The following is a 15,642-nucleotide window of genomic DNA, read 5'->3' as shown; positions in this document are numbered from 1 at the left end:
TCCGTCAGCGCGGACGGTGTCGACATTCGCGAATGGTCATTGGCCGGCGGCCTGATGAGCGCCGAAGTTGCTCGGGCCGGCGAGCACGCGGCCGTCGATGTCGACGAAGTGACCGCCCGGGAGATCGGCGGCGGTGAGGCCGAGGTCGGCGAGCGCGGCCCCGCCGCCGGCGAGCGCGGGCGAGGACTCGCAGGTCGGCGCCAGCTCGTCGTCGAGGCAGAGGCCGGCCAGATCGTCGGATGCGAGGTTGGGCTCCAGCGTCCAGCTGGCAGTGTCGGCGTCGCCGGCCGCGAACTCCCACGATTCGGCGGCGGGTCCGACGATCAGGTTGCTGGCGTAGTGCATCTCGCTGATCGGGGCCGCGGCGGCGCAGTTGCCGGGGGCGCTGTTCATGTTGATGCGCAGGCCGACGGCGTTCGGCGCGGCGACGCTGTTGGCGAACAGCCAGTAGCGCGGCGCGTCGGCCTGGCCGGCGTGGAGGTAGAAGCCAGCGTCGCTGTGGACGAACACGTTGCTGAAGATCTTGGTGTCGCCGCCCGTGCAGCCGACCTGGAGATCGACGCCCACGCCGCCGATGAAGCGGTTGTTGTAGAGCGCGCCGCTGTTGCCGGGGTTCCACTGCAAGGAGGAGCGCTGGTTGGGCTCATCGGCGTGGCCCGAGCCGGTGACGAGGTTGTCGTGGACCTCGAGGCCGCCGCGACACGAGCCGAACTGCATGCCGTCCCAGCCGGCGTCCTCGACCCGGTTGCGGTAGACCTTGGCGTCGACGATCGGGTAGGACGGCGGCTGCAAATCGACGCTGTCGGTGAAGTAGCCGACGTAGAAGCCCTCGGCGAGGACGTCGTGGACGAAGTTGTGGTGCAGCCGGAGGTCCTCGAAGGTCCAGTTGTCGGCGTTGAACTCGTCGCTGCCGCCGTTCCAGATGCGAAAGCCGCTGTCGGGGCCGTCGGCGATCTCGACGCCGAAGATCTCGATGTCGGTCGAGCCGGCGCTGGTGTTGCTGCCCTGCGTGTAATTGCGGACGAACACGGCCTGGCCGCCGGCGCCGGTGTTGGTGAGGGTGAAGCCGTATTCGACGTCGTCGCTGCCCTTGCCGTCGATGATGACGTGCTGACAGTTGATGAGGTGCATCAGCCAGCTGGTGTCGTCGTTGCGGACGGCGCCGTCGTTGATGATGTGGATCGGCGCGTCGGCGGTGCCCTGGAAGTTGAAGAAGGCGAAGTCGCTGTTCGCCTGGCCGGAGATCCGCACGAGGTCGCCCGGCTGGACCTTGACGCCGCCGATCTCACCGTTCTGGAAGTACGAGGCCGTGCCGATGTCGGCGGTGTGGACGGTGCGGCCGGCGTCGCTGCGCGGCGGGACGCAGGTGACGAGCCGGCGCTCGAACAGGGTGCTCTGGACCTGGCCGTCGGTGAGGGTGGCGCGGACGTCGTAGTCGCGGCGGCCGTCGGGGCAGGTGAAGACGTACTCGAGGCCGTCGGCGCTGGCGATCTCGCTGCCGTCGTCGGCCGCGAGCACGGTCCAGTGCACGCCGGTCAGCAGGGCCGCGGTGGTGATCGTCAGCGTCGTCTCGCTGTCGCTCGCGGGGGCGTCGTCGGCCGGGACGCGCACGATCTCGCGGCTGGCGGCGATGCTGGCCGGCAGCGCGCCCTCGGGCAGCGACTCGAAGGTGGCGGTGCAGCTGGCGGTGGTCTCGAGCACGACCTCGGTCATGAGGTCGGTGCCGCTGCAGTCGCCCGACCAGCCGGCGAAGCGGCTGCCGGCGTCCGCGGCGGCGGTCAACGCGACGGGGCCCGCGGGCACTTCGAAGGCGCAGGCGGCCTCGCTGCAGGTCTGGCCGGGCGGATCGGCGGTGACGCTGCCGTCGCCGACGATGGTGACCTCGAGGTTGCCGTCACCGCCCTCGGTGGTGGGGCCGACGCCGGTGTCAGTCGGGTCGCTCATCGTGGTCGGCTGCGAGGTGGCCTCGCTGCCGGCCTCGGTCGGCGCGCTGCCGTTGCTGGTGGCGTCGGTGCCATCGGTGGCGTCGGTGGCGGGGCCATCGGTGGCGGTGGCATCGGTGTCGCCGCCGCCGGCCGGACACGCCGCATTCAAGAGGAGGGTCGCAAGCGCAGGCGCGTGGATAAGCCGCATCGGCCGAGTGTACCCGCGGCGCGCTCCGGCGAAAGCGTGGAACCATGCGTGGGATGTTGGGGGCCGGGGCGGACATGCCGGCCTCCGCTGGTCGGGTGATATGGGTCGGGGCGGGCCCGGATCGGGGGCGTACGGACACTTCCGCGGGATGAGCCCTGGCCGCGGCCTTCCGGTGCGGAGGACCGGGGCGCGACGATCCGCGCGAGGGAGCGCGACCGGCCGCGGGGCATGGGCATGTCCTCGGGGACAGGTCGGCGCGGCACGGCCGAGGACAGGCCGCGCTCGCCCGGGGGCGGACGAGGCGGCGTACTGTGATGATATGTCTCTCCGGACATGTGAGGCGCGGGCGCGAATTGAGGTCGCGCGCGGGTTCACTGACCGCGCATCTTGGCGGCCTTGGCGGCCGTCGTGTCGACCTGGCGGGCCTCGCGGACGACCGTCGGCTCGACGCCCCGGGTGCCGCGGATCTGGTACTGGTGGCCGTTGAGGCCGAGCGGCTTCTCGAGCAGGATCACGGGGCTGAGGCCGGCGACGCCGGTGAAGGTGTTGTCGTAGTTCGGGCGGCCGGCGTCGATGGCGAAGGTGGCGGCCGGGAGGGCCAGGTTGCCGTCGGCGTCGAGGAAGCAGACGGTGCCGCGCATCGGCTTGGTGGCCTTGCCGCCGGTGCGCTGCAGCTCGAGGCGCCAGTTGTCGGAAAGGACCGGCGCGCCGGCGAAGGTGCGCTCGCCGAGCAAGGTGCCGGTGGCCCAGGTGGCCTCACCGAGGCCGCGCGGGCCGATCTTCCACTGCGAATCGTCGGCCTTGGCGTTGTACTCGGCCAGCTTGGCGTCGATCTTCTGCTTGGCGGCGTCGAAGTCGTCGACGCACTTCTTGGCGGCGACGGCGTCGCTCTTGTTGACGAGCTGGCAGATCCCGCGGGCGATCTTGGCGCCGTTCTGGTCGAAGAAATTCTTGAACTTGACCCATTCGGATTGGCAGGGGTTCGCGGCGGCGGACGCAGGCGTGAGCGTGGCGGCGCCGGCGACTACGGTGATTACGGTCGTGAGTACGCGATTCGTGATGGACATGCCGCCAGGATAGCGGCGCGGCGGTCGCTGCAAACCCACGCCGATCCAACAGCGCGGACCTGCGCGGGGCATCGTCGCGACTGTGATGATTCAGCCGCGATCGTCGAGCTCGTCGTGTCGGCGCAGCACGAGCTCGACCTGGCCGGTGCCGGCGGCTCGCACCAGATCGGTACGCACGCCGCCCTCGCGCAGGCGAGCGCGCAGGCGGCCGAGGTTCACGTCCCAGCGCTTGCGCAGGACCCATGCGTCGTCTTCGTCGGGCCACACCTCGCGCGCGACGACCTCCCAGGACGCGGGTCCGCGGAGCGCGGCGAGCTCGGACAGGATCCGCGCGTGCACGCCGGAGAAGACCACGGGCGGCGCGTCGCCGGCCTGGACTTGCGCGGTCTCCCACGCCGTCACGATGCGCAGCGGCGGATCGATGCCGCCGGTCACGCGCGTGGGCGACAGGCCGGCGGCGCCGACCGGCATCGCCACCGCGCGGAACGGGACGCCGTCGACGTCCCAGGCGTCGCCGACCTCCAGCGGGACGGTCAGGCCGCCCTGCGAGCGCCGCCAGCCGTCGCAGGTGTCCCACAGGATGCACGGCGCGTCGGGCTGATGGCGGGACGACAGCTCGATCTGCGGGCGGGCGCGCAACGAGCACAGGCCGGGCAGCACGGTGGTCGGGAGCCCGGGCGCTTCGATCGCCAGAGCGCTGGCGGGCAGGTCGACGCGCTCGACCCCGACCTCGAGGCCGTGCGCCAGCGCGATCCGGAGTCCGGGCACGAGCCGCACTTCGCCGACGCTGCGACCCTCGACGCCGAGCCGGCGGCGCAGGGCGAGCAGCCACAGGTCGCCGCTGCGCAGGCTGAGCATCGCGTGGCCCTCGGAGATCCGCGGATCGTCGAGCTGCAGGGCGGCGCTCCACAGCCGGCCGATGATGTCGCCGGGGCCGAGCGAGCGCGCCGTGCCGTCAGGCAGGCGGAAGGTCGCGAGGGCGCGGTACATGGCTCGAGGCATAACATCGACGCGCCCGCGGAGGTCGCCGATGCGGGCGCTTGCAGGCGCGCGCGGCGGGCAGTTCAGTCGCACGCGTAGCCGCGGGCCTGCTTGCGGAACATGGCCGCGTAGACGCCGTCAGCGGCGAGCAGCCGGCTGTGGTCGCCCTGCTCGACGACGCCGCTGGCGGCCAGCACGACGATCCGGTCGGCCACGCGCACGTTGGCGAAGCGGTGCGAGATCAGGCAGACGATGCGGCCGGCGGCGAGCTCGCGGACGCGCGTGAAGACCTCGGCTTCGGCGTCGACGTCGAGGGCGGCGGTCGGCTCGTCGAGGATCATGACGTCGGCGTCACGCCGCATGAAGGCCCGGGCGAGGGCGATGCGCTGCCACTGTCCGCCCGAGAGCTCGACGCCGCCGGCGAACCAGCGGCCGAGCTGGGCGTCGAGGCCGACCGGCAGGGCGGCGACGACGTCGGCGGCGCCGCCGGCCGCGAGCGCGGCGGTGATCCGCGCGTCGTCGCCGACGTGGGCGGGGTCGCCGAAGCCGACGTTCTCGCGCGCGGACAATTGGTATTGATTGTAGTCCTGGAAGACGACGGCGAGCCGGCGGCGCAGCTCGGGGCGCGGGATGTCGCGGAGGTCGCGGCCGTCGAGCAGGATCCGGCCCTCGGTCGGCTCGTAGAGGCCCGCGAGCAGCTTGATGAACGTCGACTTGCCGGCGCCGTTGGGGCCGACGAGGGCGACGGTCTCGCCTGGCCCGATGGACAGGTCGATGTTGCGCAGCGCGAAGCCGTCTTGATCGGGGTAACGGAAGCCGACGCCCTCGAAGCGGATCCCGCGCTCGCCTCGCGCGGGCGCGGCGGGGAGCCGCGGAGGCTGCGTCGGCGCCACGGGGATGGCGAGGAAGCGCAGCAGGTTCGACATGTAGAGGTCGTGCTCGTAGAGGGCGCCGAGCCCGAGCAGGATGGTCTGAAACGCGGCCTGACCCTGGCGAAAGACGAAGGCGTACATCGTCAGCTCGCCGAGGCCGAGCTGGCCGCGGGCGGCCTGGACGACGACGGCGCCGTAGCAGCCGTAGAACGAGAGGGTGCCGAGCTGCGACAGCAGGGCGACCGAGCGCAGGCGGGCGATGGCGAGGCCGCGCTCTTCGTGCCACAGCCCCTCGCCGAGCCGGCGCCAGCGCTCGAGCAGCAGCGGGCCGAGGTCGAGGGTCATCACCTCCTTGGCGTGCTCGTCGCTGGCGAGCACGTGCTCGAGGTAGCCGAGCATGCGCGCGTCGCTGGCCCGCCGGTTGCGCAGCTCGAAGGTCGCGCGAGAGAACCGCAGCTCGGCGAGGGCGGCCGGGACCGCGGCGACGAGCAGCATGCCGACGGCGATGACGCTGTAGCTGAGGAGGAGGGCGACGAAGCCCAGCAAGGTGACGAGCGCGCCGGCCAGGCCGAGCAGCTCGGCGGCGACGGCGAGGGGCCGGTGGCTGGCCTCGCGGCGGGCCCGCGTGAGCTGATCGTAGAAGTCGGGGTCCTGGAAGTGGCGCAGCTCGAGGTGCTGGGTCTTGTGAAGGATCTCGAGGTTGACCGCGAGCCCGAGGCGGGCGCCGAGGAGGCCGCGCAAGGTGCCGGCGGCCCGCTGGACCAGGCCGAGGCCGACGATCAGCAGCATCTCGCCGACCAGCCACGCGAGGGCCCGGTCGGTCGCGCCGGCGACGATCGCGTCGACGAGGGCCTTGCCGATCCAGGCGACGGCGATCGGCACGAGCGCGGCGATCGTGAGCGCGGCGATCCACAGCGCGGCGATCGTCGGGGCGCTGCGCCAGGCCATCCGCACGGCCCGGGCGCCGCGGGCGAGGCGGACCCGCAGGCCGTCGGTCGAGGGTTCGCCCGCGGTCGTCATCGCGGCGTCACGAACGGGTCGTCCGCCGCGCTCCGGGGGCGCCGACGAGCACGTCGGCGATCGTCGCGGTCAGCGGGAAGTGCGGCGGATAGTACTCGAGCCAGAAGCACTCGCCCGCGGGGTTGGCCTCGAGGAATACGTGGCGCCCGGCGGGATCGACGAGCATGTCGATCGCGCTGTACTGCATGCCGATGCGCTCCATGTAGCGCTCCAGCGCCCGCTCGACCGCGGGCGGGAGCTCGTACGGGAGCCACGACGGCAGCAGGGTGACGCCGCGCTCGCGCCAGTCGACCTCGGCGCCGGCGACCCGCTGCGAGTCGACGGCGGCGGCGAACATGCGGCTGCCGACCACGGTGATGCGCAGCTCGAGCCGCTTGCGGACCTGCTCCTGAAACACCATCGGCGCCAGGCGCAGGTCGTCGAGCCGGGCGAGGTGGTCGTCGCGCAGGGCGGTGGTGAAGACGACCTGCTCGTCGCCGTCGAGGTCGTGCACGGCGAAGGCGGACAGCATCTTGGCGATCGCGCCGTGCGGGCAGGAGGTGATGAACTCGCGCGCCTCGGCCGGGTCGTTGGTCATCAAGGTGCGCGGGGTAGCGAGGCCGAGCTCGCGGGCCAGCCGCTGCTGGGCGGGCTTGTGGCCGCGCTCGCGCACGCGGTCGGGCGGGTCCATGACGAAGCAGGGCGCGGCGGCCAGCATGCCGCGCAGCAGCGCTTCGGACTCGAGCACGCAGCCGTGGCGGAGCGGGCGCGACAGCGACGGCGGCAGCTTCTCGGCCCAGCGCGCGCGCCGGTACCAGATCGCGTCGCCGGGCTCGAGCCGAACCTCCTGGCCGTCGCAGCGCAGGCGGAGCTCCTCGCGCTCGCCGTCCTGGCGGAACCACGCCTGGGCCTCGCAGGGGAAGCGGTCGGTGTCGAAGCGCAGGACCTCGGCGCCGCGCGCCTCGAGGTGCTGCCGCAATTCGTCGAGCTTGCCGGTCTGATCGCCGGAGAACGTGATCATCACGACCTTCATGGCTTGCATGCCTCTCGCTGTGAATCATTCGCCAGCCGGAGCAGAGCCTGGGCCAGCGCCTCGCTGATCGGCAGGCCGAGCTCTTTCTCCAGCATCATCCATTCGCCGGTGGGGTTGACCTCGAGGAACACGTAGTCGCCGGCCGGGGTGACGATCATGTCGATGGCCCCCTGGCGCAGGCCGAGCCGGGCCATGAGCGCGGCCAGGCGCAGGTGGACCGGCTCGGGCAAGGCGTGGGACTGCCAGTCCGCGCTGCACTCGTAGCGCCAGTCGACGCCGCAGCGGGCGCCGTCGAGCGCGCCGCAGAGGGCCCGGCCGTCGACCCAGGCGATCCGCAGCTCCATGGCCTTCGGGACATATCGTTGGAAGATCATCGGACAGTGACGGAGGCCGGCGAGCGCCTCGAGGTCGTCGCGCCGCAGCAGGCGGGTCGGCAGGCCGCCGCCGCGCATCGTCTGGCGCAGCGGCGTCTGCAGCTTGGCGACGACCTGGCCGGCGTGCGCGGCGAAGAACTCGCGCACGGCCGCGGGTTCGGCGGTGATCAGAGTCGGAGGGATCGTGAGGCCGAGGTCGCAGGCGAGGCGGAGTTGGCGGGCCTTGTCGTCGGCCGCGCGACCGGCGTCGAGCGCATCGATCCAGGGGACGCCGGGCAAGAGGTCCAGCAGGCCGCGCAGGGCGGCGAAGCTCTCGCGCTGGGCGGCCTCGTGGTGTTCGGCGGGCAGGCGCGGATCGAGCCGGGCCGGCCAGACCCGCCACAGCCACACCGAGTCGGCGACGAGCGGCCGATCGTCGAGCACGAGCCCGCGCGCGCCGGGGAACCCGAGCTCGCCGCGCAGCGCCAGCGCGGCCGGGAAATCATCGGTGTCGAGCCGCACGGCCCGCGCGCCGCGGCGCGCGAGGGCACCCGCGACGGCGTCGGTGCACAGCGGTTCGGCGCTGTGTGACAGTAACAGCACGCAACGCTCGCCCTTCATGCTTCACCTGGCCGTCCGCGGGTCGGCGATCACTTGTCCCAGAGCGTGCTGGTCGGCTCGTCACCGTCGCTCGGATACTTCTTGGTGCATTCGGAGTCGAGGCAATGATAGGTGGGCGCCGGCTTGGTGCCGCCGCCGCCGCCGGCCGCGGGCGTGGCCGGGTCGGCCTGGCTGCTGAGGAGATGGGCGAAGAAGGGCACGTCGGCCCCTTCGCTTTGCAGATCGATCAACTTCTTGGACATCCTCTACCTGCTTTCGTGAGCTCGAGCGCGGATGCGTCGAGTCGAGGCAGGATAGTCGGCGCCGCGGCGCTGCCATCCCACGGCGATCCAACAGTCAGCCGCCGAGGGCGTCGGCGAGTGACAGTCCCCAGGTCGCTTCGGCCTCGCGGGCGAGCGTGCCCGCGGGCAGGTCGAGGGCGGCGAGGTCCCACAGGCGGGCGGCGCCGTCCCAGCTGCCGGTGGCGAGGGTGCGACCGTCGAGGCTGAAATCGACCGAGGCGACGCGGGCGTGGTGGCCGCTGAGCACGGCCCGCAGAGCGCCAGTCTCGGCGTCCCACACGCGGGCGACGTCGTCGGGGCCGGAGCTGGCGATCCATCGGCCGTCGGGCGAGAGCGAGACGTCGAGCGGCCACACGCCGGGGTGCGCGACCTGCCAGCGCAGGCGGTCGTCGTCGAGGCGCGCGAGGTAGCCGCGGCCGCCGACGACGACGGTGCGGCCGTCAGGCGAGACGTCGGCCGCGACGACGCCGTCGGGTACGGGCACGGGGCGGCAACGCAGGGAGGCGCCGGGGTCGACGACGACGACGGCGCCGGCGACGGAGACGAGCACGGCGCGGCTGGCCCCGGGCGCGCCGGCGAGGTCCTGCCATTCGTGTTCGGGGCAATCGACGGTGGCGACGTCCGATTGCGTGTCGACGTCGACGGCGAGGAAGCCGCGCGCGTAGAGGGCGAACATCAGGACGTCGCCGGCGAGCACGGCGACGCGGCGACCCATCAGCGGGAACACGTGGTCGCCGGGATAGCCCTCGTTCCGGTCGGCGCGCCAGTGCGCCAGCAACGGCCCCGGCGGGCGCCACTGCAGGGTGCCGGTGGCGCGATCGAACACGTGCGGTCCGGATGGGCCGGCGCCGGCGTCGACGACGGCGAAGCGCTCGCCGTCGAGTAAGAAGGTTCCGGCCTTGACGGTGCCGGTGCCGATCTCGAGCACGTGTCTGCGCGCGCCCGTCTCGACGTCCCACACCAGCGCGCGACCCTCCCCGTGGGTGGTCACCAGGGTGCGGCCGTCGGGCGAGAACACCACGCCGGACAGGCCGTGGGCGTCGGCGAGGATGCCGGTGCGCGGCGCGGCGGGCAGGGCCCAGCGGGTGACGCCGCGGCCGTCGGCGACGAGCACGCTGCCGTCGTCGAGGACGCGGACGTCGCGGACGCCGGTCGCGGCGATCGTGCCGAGCGGGCGCAGGTCCGGCAGCGCGAGCAGCTCGACGCCGCCGCGCTCGCGCACGACGGCCGCGCGGTCGCCCGCTGGCGCGAGGGCGATCCGCTGCACGGGGCTGGGACGGGTCGGCGCGGCGATCCAGGTCTCGCCCGTGGTCAGGTCGGCGACGACGAGCCGGCCCTGCACGCCGGCGACGATCGCTCGCCGGGCGTCATCCGTCAGCTCGAGGTGGGTGAAGCTGACGAACGGCGCGGGGTCGAGGCTCGTCGCGAATTCGGCCAGGACCGTCGGCGACAGGCGGCCGAGCCGACCGTCGGCGCACAGCAGGACGTGGCGGCCGTCGACGAGCCCGGACATGCCGACGAGGTGAGTGTCGCCGCACACGTTGACGAGGTGCGGCTGCGCCATGCCGGTGCCCAGCCACTCGGCGGGCACGGGCCAGGCCGCGCCGACGTTGAAGTCGATGATGTCCCACGCCTCGTCCTGCAGCGCGCCGGTGGCGAGCGACAGGGTGGTGAGCTCGAAGCCGTGGGAGATCGACCAGAGGCGCTCGCCGTCGACGCGCAGCTCCCGGATCGGCTTGGGGAGGTGCGCGCGCCACCGCTCGGAGCCCGCGATCAAGCGGCGCAAGGAGGTGCCCTCGGCGCACACGACGTCGTCGACCGCGAGCGCGAGCAGCGGGTAACAGTCGGGCAGGGCGGCGGTGGCGAGCCGCATCGGTCGAGCGGCCGCGCGGGCGCCCGCGAGGATGCCCCGCGCCTCCGGCGAATCGACGAGCCGCAGCGCGTGCGTGGCGATGACCTCCTTGGCCGCGTGCGCCCCTCGCTCGTCGGCGGCGCGCGCCTGGGCGACCAGCGCGGCGGCGAGGTTGCGGTCCGAGGCGGCCAAGGCGGTGCGCGCCTCGTCCTCGGCGGCGAGCGCCCGGTCGCGCTGCGCCTGCAGGCGCAAGGTGCCGAGCACCACGAGCGTGGCGATCACGAGCAGCGCGCCGCCCGCGACCCGCAGCGGCACGCGCCAGGCCCGGGCGAAGCGCAGGCCGATCTCGAGCGCCGAGTAGCGGTGCGCGTGCACGCGTCGGCCGGCCAGGAACGCCGCGACGTCGACCGCGAGCGCGCCGGCGTCGGGGTAGCGCGCGTCGCGGTCCGGGGCCGTGGCGCGCGCGACGATGGCCGCGAGCTCCTGCGGGACGTCGCGCGGCAGCGCGGGCGCGGGGGCGGGCAGCTCGGTCGCCATCGTCTCGACGGCGTGGCGCGGCGGGGCGCCCGACAGCAGCTCGTGCAGCACGGCGCCGAGGCCCCACACGTCGGCGCGGCGATCGGCCGGCTCGCCGCGCGCCTGCTCGGGGCTCATGTACGCGGGCGTGCCGAGGATCGCGCCCGGGCAGGTGGCGTCGGCGTCGACGTCGTCGCTCGCATCGGCGAGCCGGCGCGCGATCCCCCAGTCGACCACCTGCGTCTCGCCGTACGCGCCGATCATGATGTTGGCCGGCTTGAGGTCGCGGTGGATGACCGCGTGCGCGTGCGCGTAGGCCAGCGCGTGGCAGGCGTCGAGGTAGTGCGGCAGCAGCTCGATGCGCGCGGCCGCGGTCCGGCGCTCGGCGAGCAGCTGCGACAGCGGCCGGCCTCGCATCAGTCGCATGGTGTAGAACGGCCGCCCGTCGCTGCCGCGGGCCTCGTCGTAGACGGTGACGATGCTGGGGTGCTCGAGGCCGGCGGTGACCCGCACCTCGCGGGCGAGCCGCCGCGCCAGCGCGTCGTCGTGCGCCTCCTTGAGCGCGACCATGCGGCCGAGCTGGCGGTCGCGCGCGAGGTAGACCCGGCCCATCCCGCCGGCCCCGAGCAGCCCGAGGCGTTCGTAGCGCTCGTGCTCGACGGGGCCCGTCTGCGCCGCTCCGGGCCCGCACGCGCCGTCGCTGGCGCCGCCGACCGGGCCGCTCGGAGGGTCGTCGAACGCGATCAACGGCGCACCTCGGCGGCCTCGCGCCGATCGGCGAGCGAGCGGCAGATCGCGGACGCGCGCGGCATCGCCGGGGCCTCAGAACGCCATCGGCAGGTCCCACGATTGCAGCGGCAGGTCGGCGAGGGACTTCACCGGCGTGTACCACAGCTTGCCGCTCGGGCTGACCGCGACGCGGCCGACGCCGGGCATGGTCTGGAACGGCTCGACTTCACCGGTGAACGGGGCGATCCGGACCACCTCGAGGTCGCCGAGGCCGGCGTAGACGTGGCCGGTGAAGGCGTCGTGGGCGAGGCTGGTGACGTCGGCCATCAGGTCGACGACGAACTCGGCCTGCTTGGTCTGGGCGTTGAAGCGGTAGACGGTGCCGCCGTCGAGGGCGACCAGCAGGTGGACCGGGCTGACGGGGGCGCTGGCGGTGACGCGGGCGTCGAACGTGAACACCACGTCCTGGGTGGCGGCGTCGAGGTCGGCGTCGTTGTACTCGCCGTTCATCGTGCTGTTGCCGACGTAGAGCACGCGGTCCTCGCCCCACGCGAGGCCGTGCGGGCCGGCGTCGGCGGCGGTGCTGCCGAACGGGCCGTCGCCCTGGGTCACCTGGGCGACGATGACGATCGGCAGCGGCGAGTTCATGTTGGCCTCGTCGAGCCGGGCCACGCCCTGCGGCGGGTCGGCCTGACAGCCGCACTGGGCGCAGCAGGTGTAGGTGATGGCGACCTCGCCGAGGCCCTCGACCGGGGTCGGGCGGTTGGGACCGGCGGCCAGCGGCGGCACGTGGGTCAGCTGCGGGACGGTGAGGCGGCGCAGCACCTTGACCTCGCCCATGTTGAGGTTGGCCACACCTGTCCATTGGGTCAGCTCGCCGTCGGGCTTGAGGCGGCGCACGTAGTCGGGGCCGCTGCGCAGGGTGACCATCCAGGCGTTGCAGTCGTCGGCGAAGTCGATGCCGCCGATCTCGGTCGAGAACGGGCCGTTGAGCTGCTCGGCGGTCGGCTCCTGACACTCGACCACGCGCTCGCAGCCGCACAGGGTGCCCCAGCAGTGGCCGTCGTCGGTGCAGGCGACGTCGGCGCAGGGGGCCACCGGGACGCAGGCGCCGACGCCGTCGCAGGTGCTACCTGGCCCACAGGACAGGTCGGCGCAGGTGGTCTCGAGGCCGGCGAGGGTGCACGGGTCGCTCTCTGCGTGGCACTCGCCGCTGATGATGTCGCACACCTGGCCTTCGGGACAGGCGTCCGGTCCCTGGCCCTGGCACGAGGTCACGCACACGTCGTCGACGCACAGCTGGTTGGGCTGAGCGCAGGCGCCGCAGCCGGCCGCGGTGGTGCTGGTGGTCTGCGCCGGCTCGGTAGTGCCGGTGGTGCTCGTGGGGGGATCGACGGTGGTGGTGCCGGTCGGCGCGGCGGTGTCGCTCGCGCTGTCGGTGCCGGTGTCGGGCTCGCCCGTGCTGGTCGGGGTGGCGCCGGTGGTCATGGTGGTGGTCGCGGTCGCGTTGGCGGTCGTGACGTCGGTGGCGGTGGCGCGGCCGTCGTCACCGCAAGCCGCGAGCACGAGGAACGCGGCCGCGATGGGCGGCCGCGAGGTAGCGAAATTCATGTCAAACCCTCCGAAGCCCGGCATGGTAACCGCGGCTGTCGAGGCCGGTGGAGGCCCGCGAGTGAGGCGAAGGGGTGTGCGTGGATTGCCGGCGCGCAGGCGCGCGACGGGAGCGCGACGGCGATGTCCGGAACGAGCGCGCGCGGAGCTCGAAGGAACGCGCCGTGGTGCGTGAGCGGCAGCGTCGGGTCGGCGTCGGCGACCGCTCGACCCACAGGCGGAGACGTCAGGGCATCGACTCGACCAGGCGGAGGAACGCGCGGTGGTGCGTGAGCGGCAGCATGTGGCCGGCGCCGGCGACGGTGATCGGCTCGGCCTGCGGGAGGAGGGTGGCGAGCCGCCCGGCGACGGCGCGCGGGGCCTCGGGCCCGTCGTCGCCGGTGACGAGGCGGATCGGGCACGAGATCCGCGCGAGGTCGGCGGCGGCGAAGGGGGCGCCGAACACTGCCGGGCCGCCGATGAAGTGGCGCTCGCGGGCGCCGGCGACGATGGCCTGGCGGTCGGCGTCGGGCAGGAAGTCCCACAGCTCGGGGTCGCTCCAGAAATCGAGGAAATGGCGGGTGGCGCCGGCCGGGTCGCCGGCGAGGACGCGCTCGCGGCACGCGGCCTCGACCGCGTGCACGGGCGCGAGCGCGGGGTCGTCGTCAGGCAGCAGGCCGAACGCGACCGGCTCGACGAGCACGAGGTCACGCACGCGCGCGGGCGCAGCCGCGGCCAGGCTCAGGGCCAGGACGGCGCCGTAGGAGTGGCCGACGGCGCGGGCGGGACCGCCGAGGGTGTCGAGCAAGGCGAGCAGGACGGCGACCTGGCGCTCGAGCAAGGTCCCGGGGGACATGTCCTCGGGGCAAGGTGTGTGGCCGTGGCCGTAGAGGTCGGGGGCGACGACCTCCCAGCGCGGCGCGAGGGCGGCGAGGACCCGCTCCCACTGGACGCCGCTGCTGGCGCCGGCGTGCAAGAGGAGCAGCGCAGGGCCGCTGCCGGCGTGGCGGTAGAAGGTGACGGCGCGGTCGGCGTGGAGGTGCGGCACGAGGGTTTAAACCGGGGAGTGAGGTGGGAGGCGCGGATGGCCAGGCGAGAGCCGGGGCGGGCGGCGGAGCGGAGGCCGGCTCGAGGGCGCTCGAAGGATGGCCGAAGGGACAGATGGTCGAAGGATGCTCGAAGGGACAGGTTTTCAAGACCATGTCCGAAAGGGCATGTCCGCGCGGGCATGCCCGAATGGACAGGATCGACTCATGCCGCGATCGGGCGGCCGAGCTCGAGCACGCGGGCGCCGCCGAGGGCGGCGATGTCCTCGGGGTCGTGGGCGGACAGCACGAGGGCGACGCCGGCGGCGCGGGCGGCCACGAGGGCGGCGATCAGGGCGGCGCGGGCCTGGCGGTCGAGGCCGGCGAACGGCTCGTCGAGGACGTACAGGACGCCCTCGCCGAGGGTGAGCGCGGCGGCGACGAGGCGCTTGCGCATGCCGAGGCTGTAGGTGGTGGCGAGGTGGTCGATCGCGGGGCCGAGGTCGGCGAGGGCGATGGCGCGCTCGCGGCCGAGCGGTTCGCCGAACACCCCGGCGTAGAACTCGACGAGCTCGCGGCCGGTGAGGCCCTGCGGGACCTCGACCTCCTGCGGCAGGAAGCGCAGGGCGGCGCGGGCCGCCAGCGGGGCGCTGCGCAGGTCGTGGCCGCCGAGCACGACGCTGCCGGCGTCGGGCACGACGCCGCCGGTGAGACAGCCGATGAGGGTCGACTTGCCTGCCCCGTTGGGGCCGACGAGCACGAGGACCTCGCCAGCCTCGAGGTCGAGGTCGAGGTGCTCGAACAGACAGGTCGTGCCGTAGCGCTTGGTCAGGCCGCGGGCGACGAGGGGGGCGATCATGCGCGGCAGTGTAACGCCGCGCGGGGCCTGGCGGGGCGCGCCGTCGTGGGCCGCACGGGCGCCCCGGGCTCACGCGCGCCGGCTGGTGCGCGGGCGACCGCGGGCGCTGTGGCCCGCCGCAAGCGCCGCGATTGCTTCGCTGTTCGCCGGGCCCACAATTCCGCCGACGGTGCGCCGCGCGAGCCGTGCGCGCGGCCGGAAACGAGGAATGCGATGCCATGGAATCAGTTGGGGAGCCTCGTCGGGACCCTCGCGTTAGCGATCCCGTTCGTGCAAGACTGTGATCCCGGTATGGGACCGACGGTCGATCCGGACGAGGCGGACGAGCTGCCGGTCGGCGATCAGCCGTGCTGCGAGGTGTCGCAGCAGCCGGCGTGCGACGACGCGGAGGTGGTGGCGTGCGTGTGCGAGCGCGACGCGTATTGCTGCGATTCGCGGTGGGACGCGACGTGCGTCGGCCAGGCGGACGAGTTCTGCGGCGGTCGCTGCGCGTAGCGGCCTCACGGCGGCGCGGAGCCCCGGCTCGCGCTTCCGGCGGACAAGAACGGGCTCGGGGTCATGACGCGAATCACCGCAGCGGGTGCGACACGAATCACCGCACCCGGGTCGCCCGTGTTCGCTGCGGCTCGATGCGCGTCCGGGCCGGGTGGCGTGAATCACCGCACACGGTTCGCCCGCGTGCGCGGCTCCGGGAGTAGCGAACACGTGCGGCGCGAATCACCGCACCATGG

The 15,642-nt window shown here is 73.6% G+C and carries 12 protein-coding genes; 1 reads left to right on the top strand and 11 read right to left on the bottom strand.

Annotated features, from left to right (window positions below; all coding sequences use genetic code 11):
• Nucleotides 1–36 precede the first annotated feature (36 nt).
• The 11 genes from POL25_RS25410 to POL25_RS25360 all read right to left on the bottom strand — a co-directional run bounded on the left by POL25_RS25410 (nt 37) and on the right by POL25_RS25360 (nt 14,911).
• Nucleotides 37–2,133, bottom strand: a complete 2,097-nt coding sequence (locus POL25_RS25410; RefSeq protein WP_272088752.1) for an InlB B-repeat-containing protein — start codon at nt 2,131–2,133, stop codon at nt 37–39.
• 371 nt (nt 2,134–2,504) lie between these two features.
• Nucleotides 2,505–3,200 (bottom strand): hypothetical protein, encoded by a 696-nt coding sequence (locus tag POL25_RS25405; RefSeq protein ID WP_272088751.1) that lies wholly within the window; start codon nt 3,198–3,200, stop codon nt 2,505–2,507.
• A 90-nt stretch (nt 3,201–3,290) separates the two neighbouring features.
• On the bottom strand, nt 3,291–4,190 hold the full coding sequence (locus POL25_RS25400) for an FHA domain-containing protein (protein WP_272088750.1): 900 nt from the start codon (nt 4,188–4,190) through the stop codon (nt 3,291–3,293).
• Between the two features lie 74 nt (nt 4,191–4,264).
• On the bottom strand, nt 4,265–6,073 hold the full coding sequence (locus POL25_RS25395) for an ABC transporter ATP-binding protein (RefSeq protein WP_272088749.1): 1,809 nt from the start codon (nt 6,071–6,073) through the stop codon (nt 4,265–4,267).
• Nucleotides 6,074–6,080: 7 nt separating this feature from the next.
• Nucleotides 6,081–7,085: an MvdC/MvdD family ATP grasp protein gene (locus tag POL25_RS25390; protein ID WP_272088748.1), complete on the bottom strand. Its 1,005-nt coding sequence runs from the start codon at nt 7,083–7,085 to the stop codon at nt 6,081–6,083.
• Entirely contained in the window at nt 7,082–8,059 is a 978-nt protein-coding gene (locus POL25_RS25385; RefSeq protein ID WP_272088747.1) for an MvdC/MvdD family ATP grasp protein, read from the bottom strand. Before POL25_RS25385 ends, POL25_RS25390 begins: the two co-directional genes overlap by 4 nt.
• 29 nt (nt 8,060–8,088) lie before the next feature.
• The gene (locus POL25_RS25380) at nt 8,089–8,301 is read right to left on the bottom strand and encodes a microviridin/marinostatin family tricyclic proteinase inhibitor (RefSeq protein WP_272088746.1); all 213 of its coding nucleotides are present in this window, start codon (nt 8,299–8,301) and stop codon (nt 8,089–8,091) included.
• A 94-nt stretch (nt 8,302–8,395) separates the two neighbouring features.
• On the bottom strand, nt 8,396–11,455 hold the full coding sequence (locus POL25_RS25375) for a WD40 repeat domain-containing serine/threonine protein kinase (protein ID WP_272088745.1): 3,060 nt from the start codon (nt 11,453–11,455) through the stop codon (nt 8,396–8,398).
• Between the two features lie 75 nt (nt 11,456–11,530).
• Nucleotides 11,531–13,048: a hypothetical protein gene (locus tag POL25_RS25370; protein ID WP_272088744.1), complete on the bottom strand. Its 1,518-nt coding sequence runs from the start codon at nt 13,046–13,048 to the stop codon at nt 11,531–11,533.
• A gap of 226 nt (nt 13,049–13,274) precedes the next feature.
• Complete coding sequence (locus tag POL25_RS25365; RefSeq protein WP_272088743.1) at nt 13,275–14,075, bottom strand: alpha/beta fold hydrolase; 801 nt, start codon at nt 14,073–14,075, stop codon at nt 13,275–13,277.
• A gap of 203 nt (nt 14,076–14,278) precedes the next feature.
• Nucleotides 14,279–14,911 carry an ATP-binding cassette domain-containing protein gene (locus POL25_RS25360; protein WP_272088742.1) on the bottom strand — a complete coding sequence of 211 codons (633 nt, stop codon included), beginning with the start codon at nt 14,909–14,911 and terminating at the stop codon, nt 14,279–14,281.
• Nucleotides 14,912–15,202: 291 nt separating this feature from the next.
• On the opposite strand from POL25_RS25360, the gene POL25_RS25355 reads away from it, so the two are divergent.
• A complete protein-coding gene (locus tag POL25_RS25355) occupies nt 15,203–15,406 on the top strand; it encodes a hypothetical protein (RefSeq protein WP_272088741.1) in 204 nt (67 codons plus the stop codon).
• Nucleotides 15,407–15,642 lie beyond the last annotated feature (236 nt).

The sequence above is a fragment of the Nannocystis bainbridge genome, from assembly GCF_028368995.1.
GTDB classification, from domain to species: Bacteria; Myxococcota_A; Polyangia; order Nannocystales; family Nannocystaceae; genus Nannocystis; species Nannocystis bainbridge.
The sequence above is the reverse complement of the archived record's forward strand: the minus strand, read 5'-3'. Positions and strand labels throughout refer to the sequence as shown.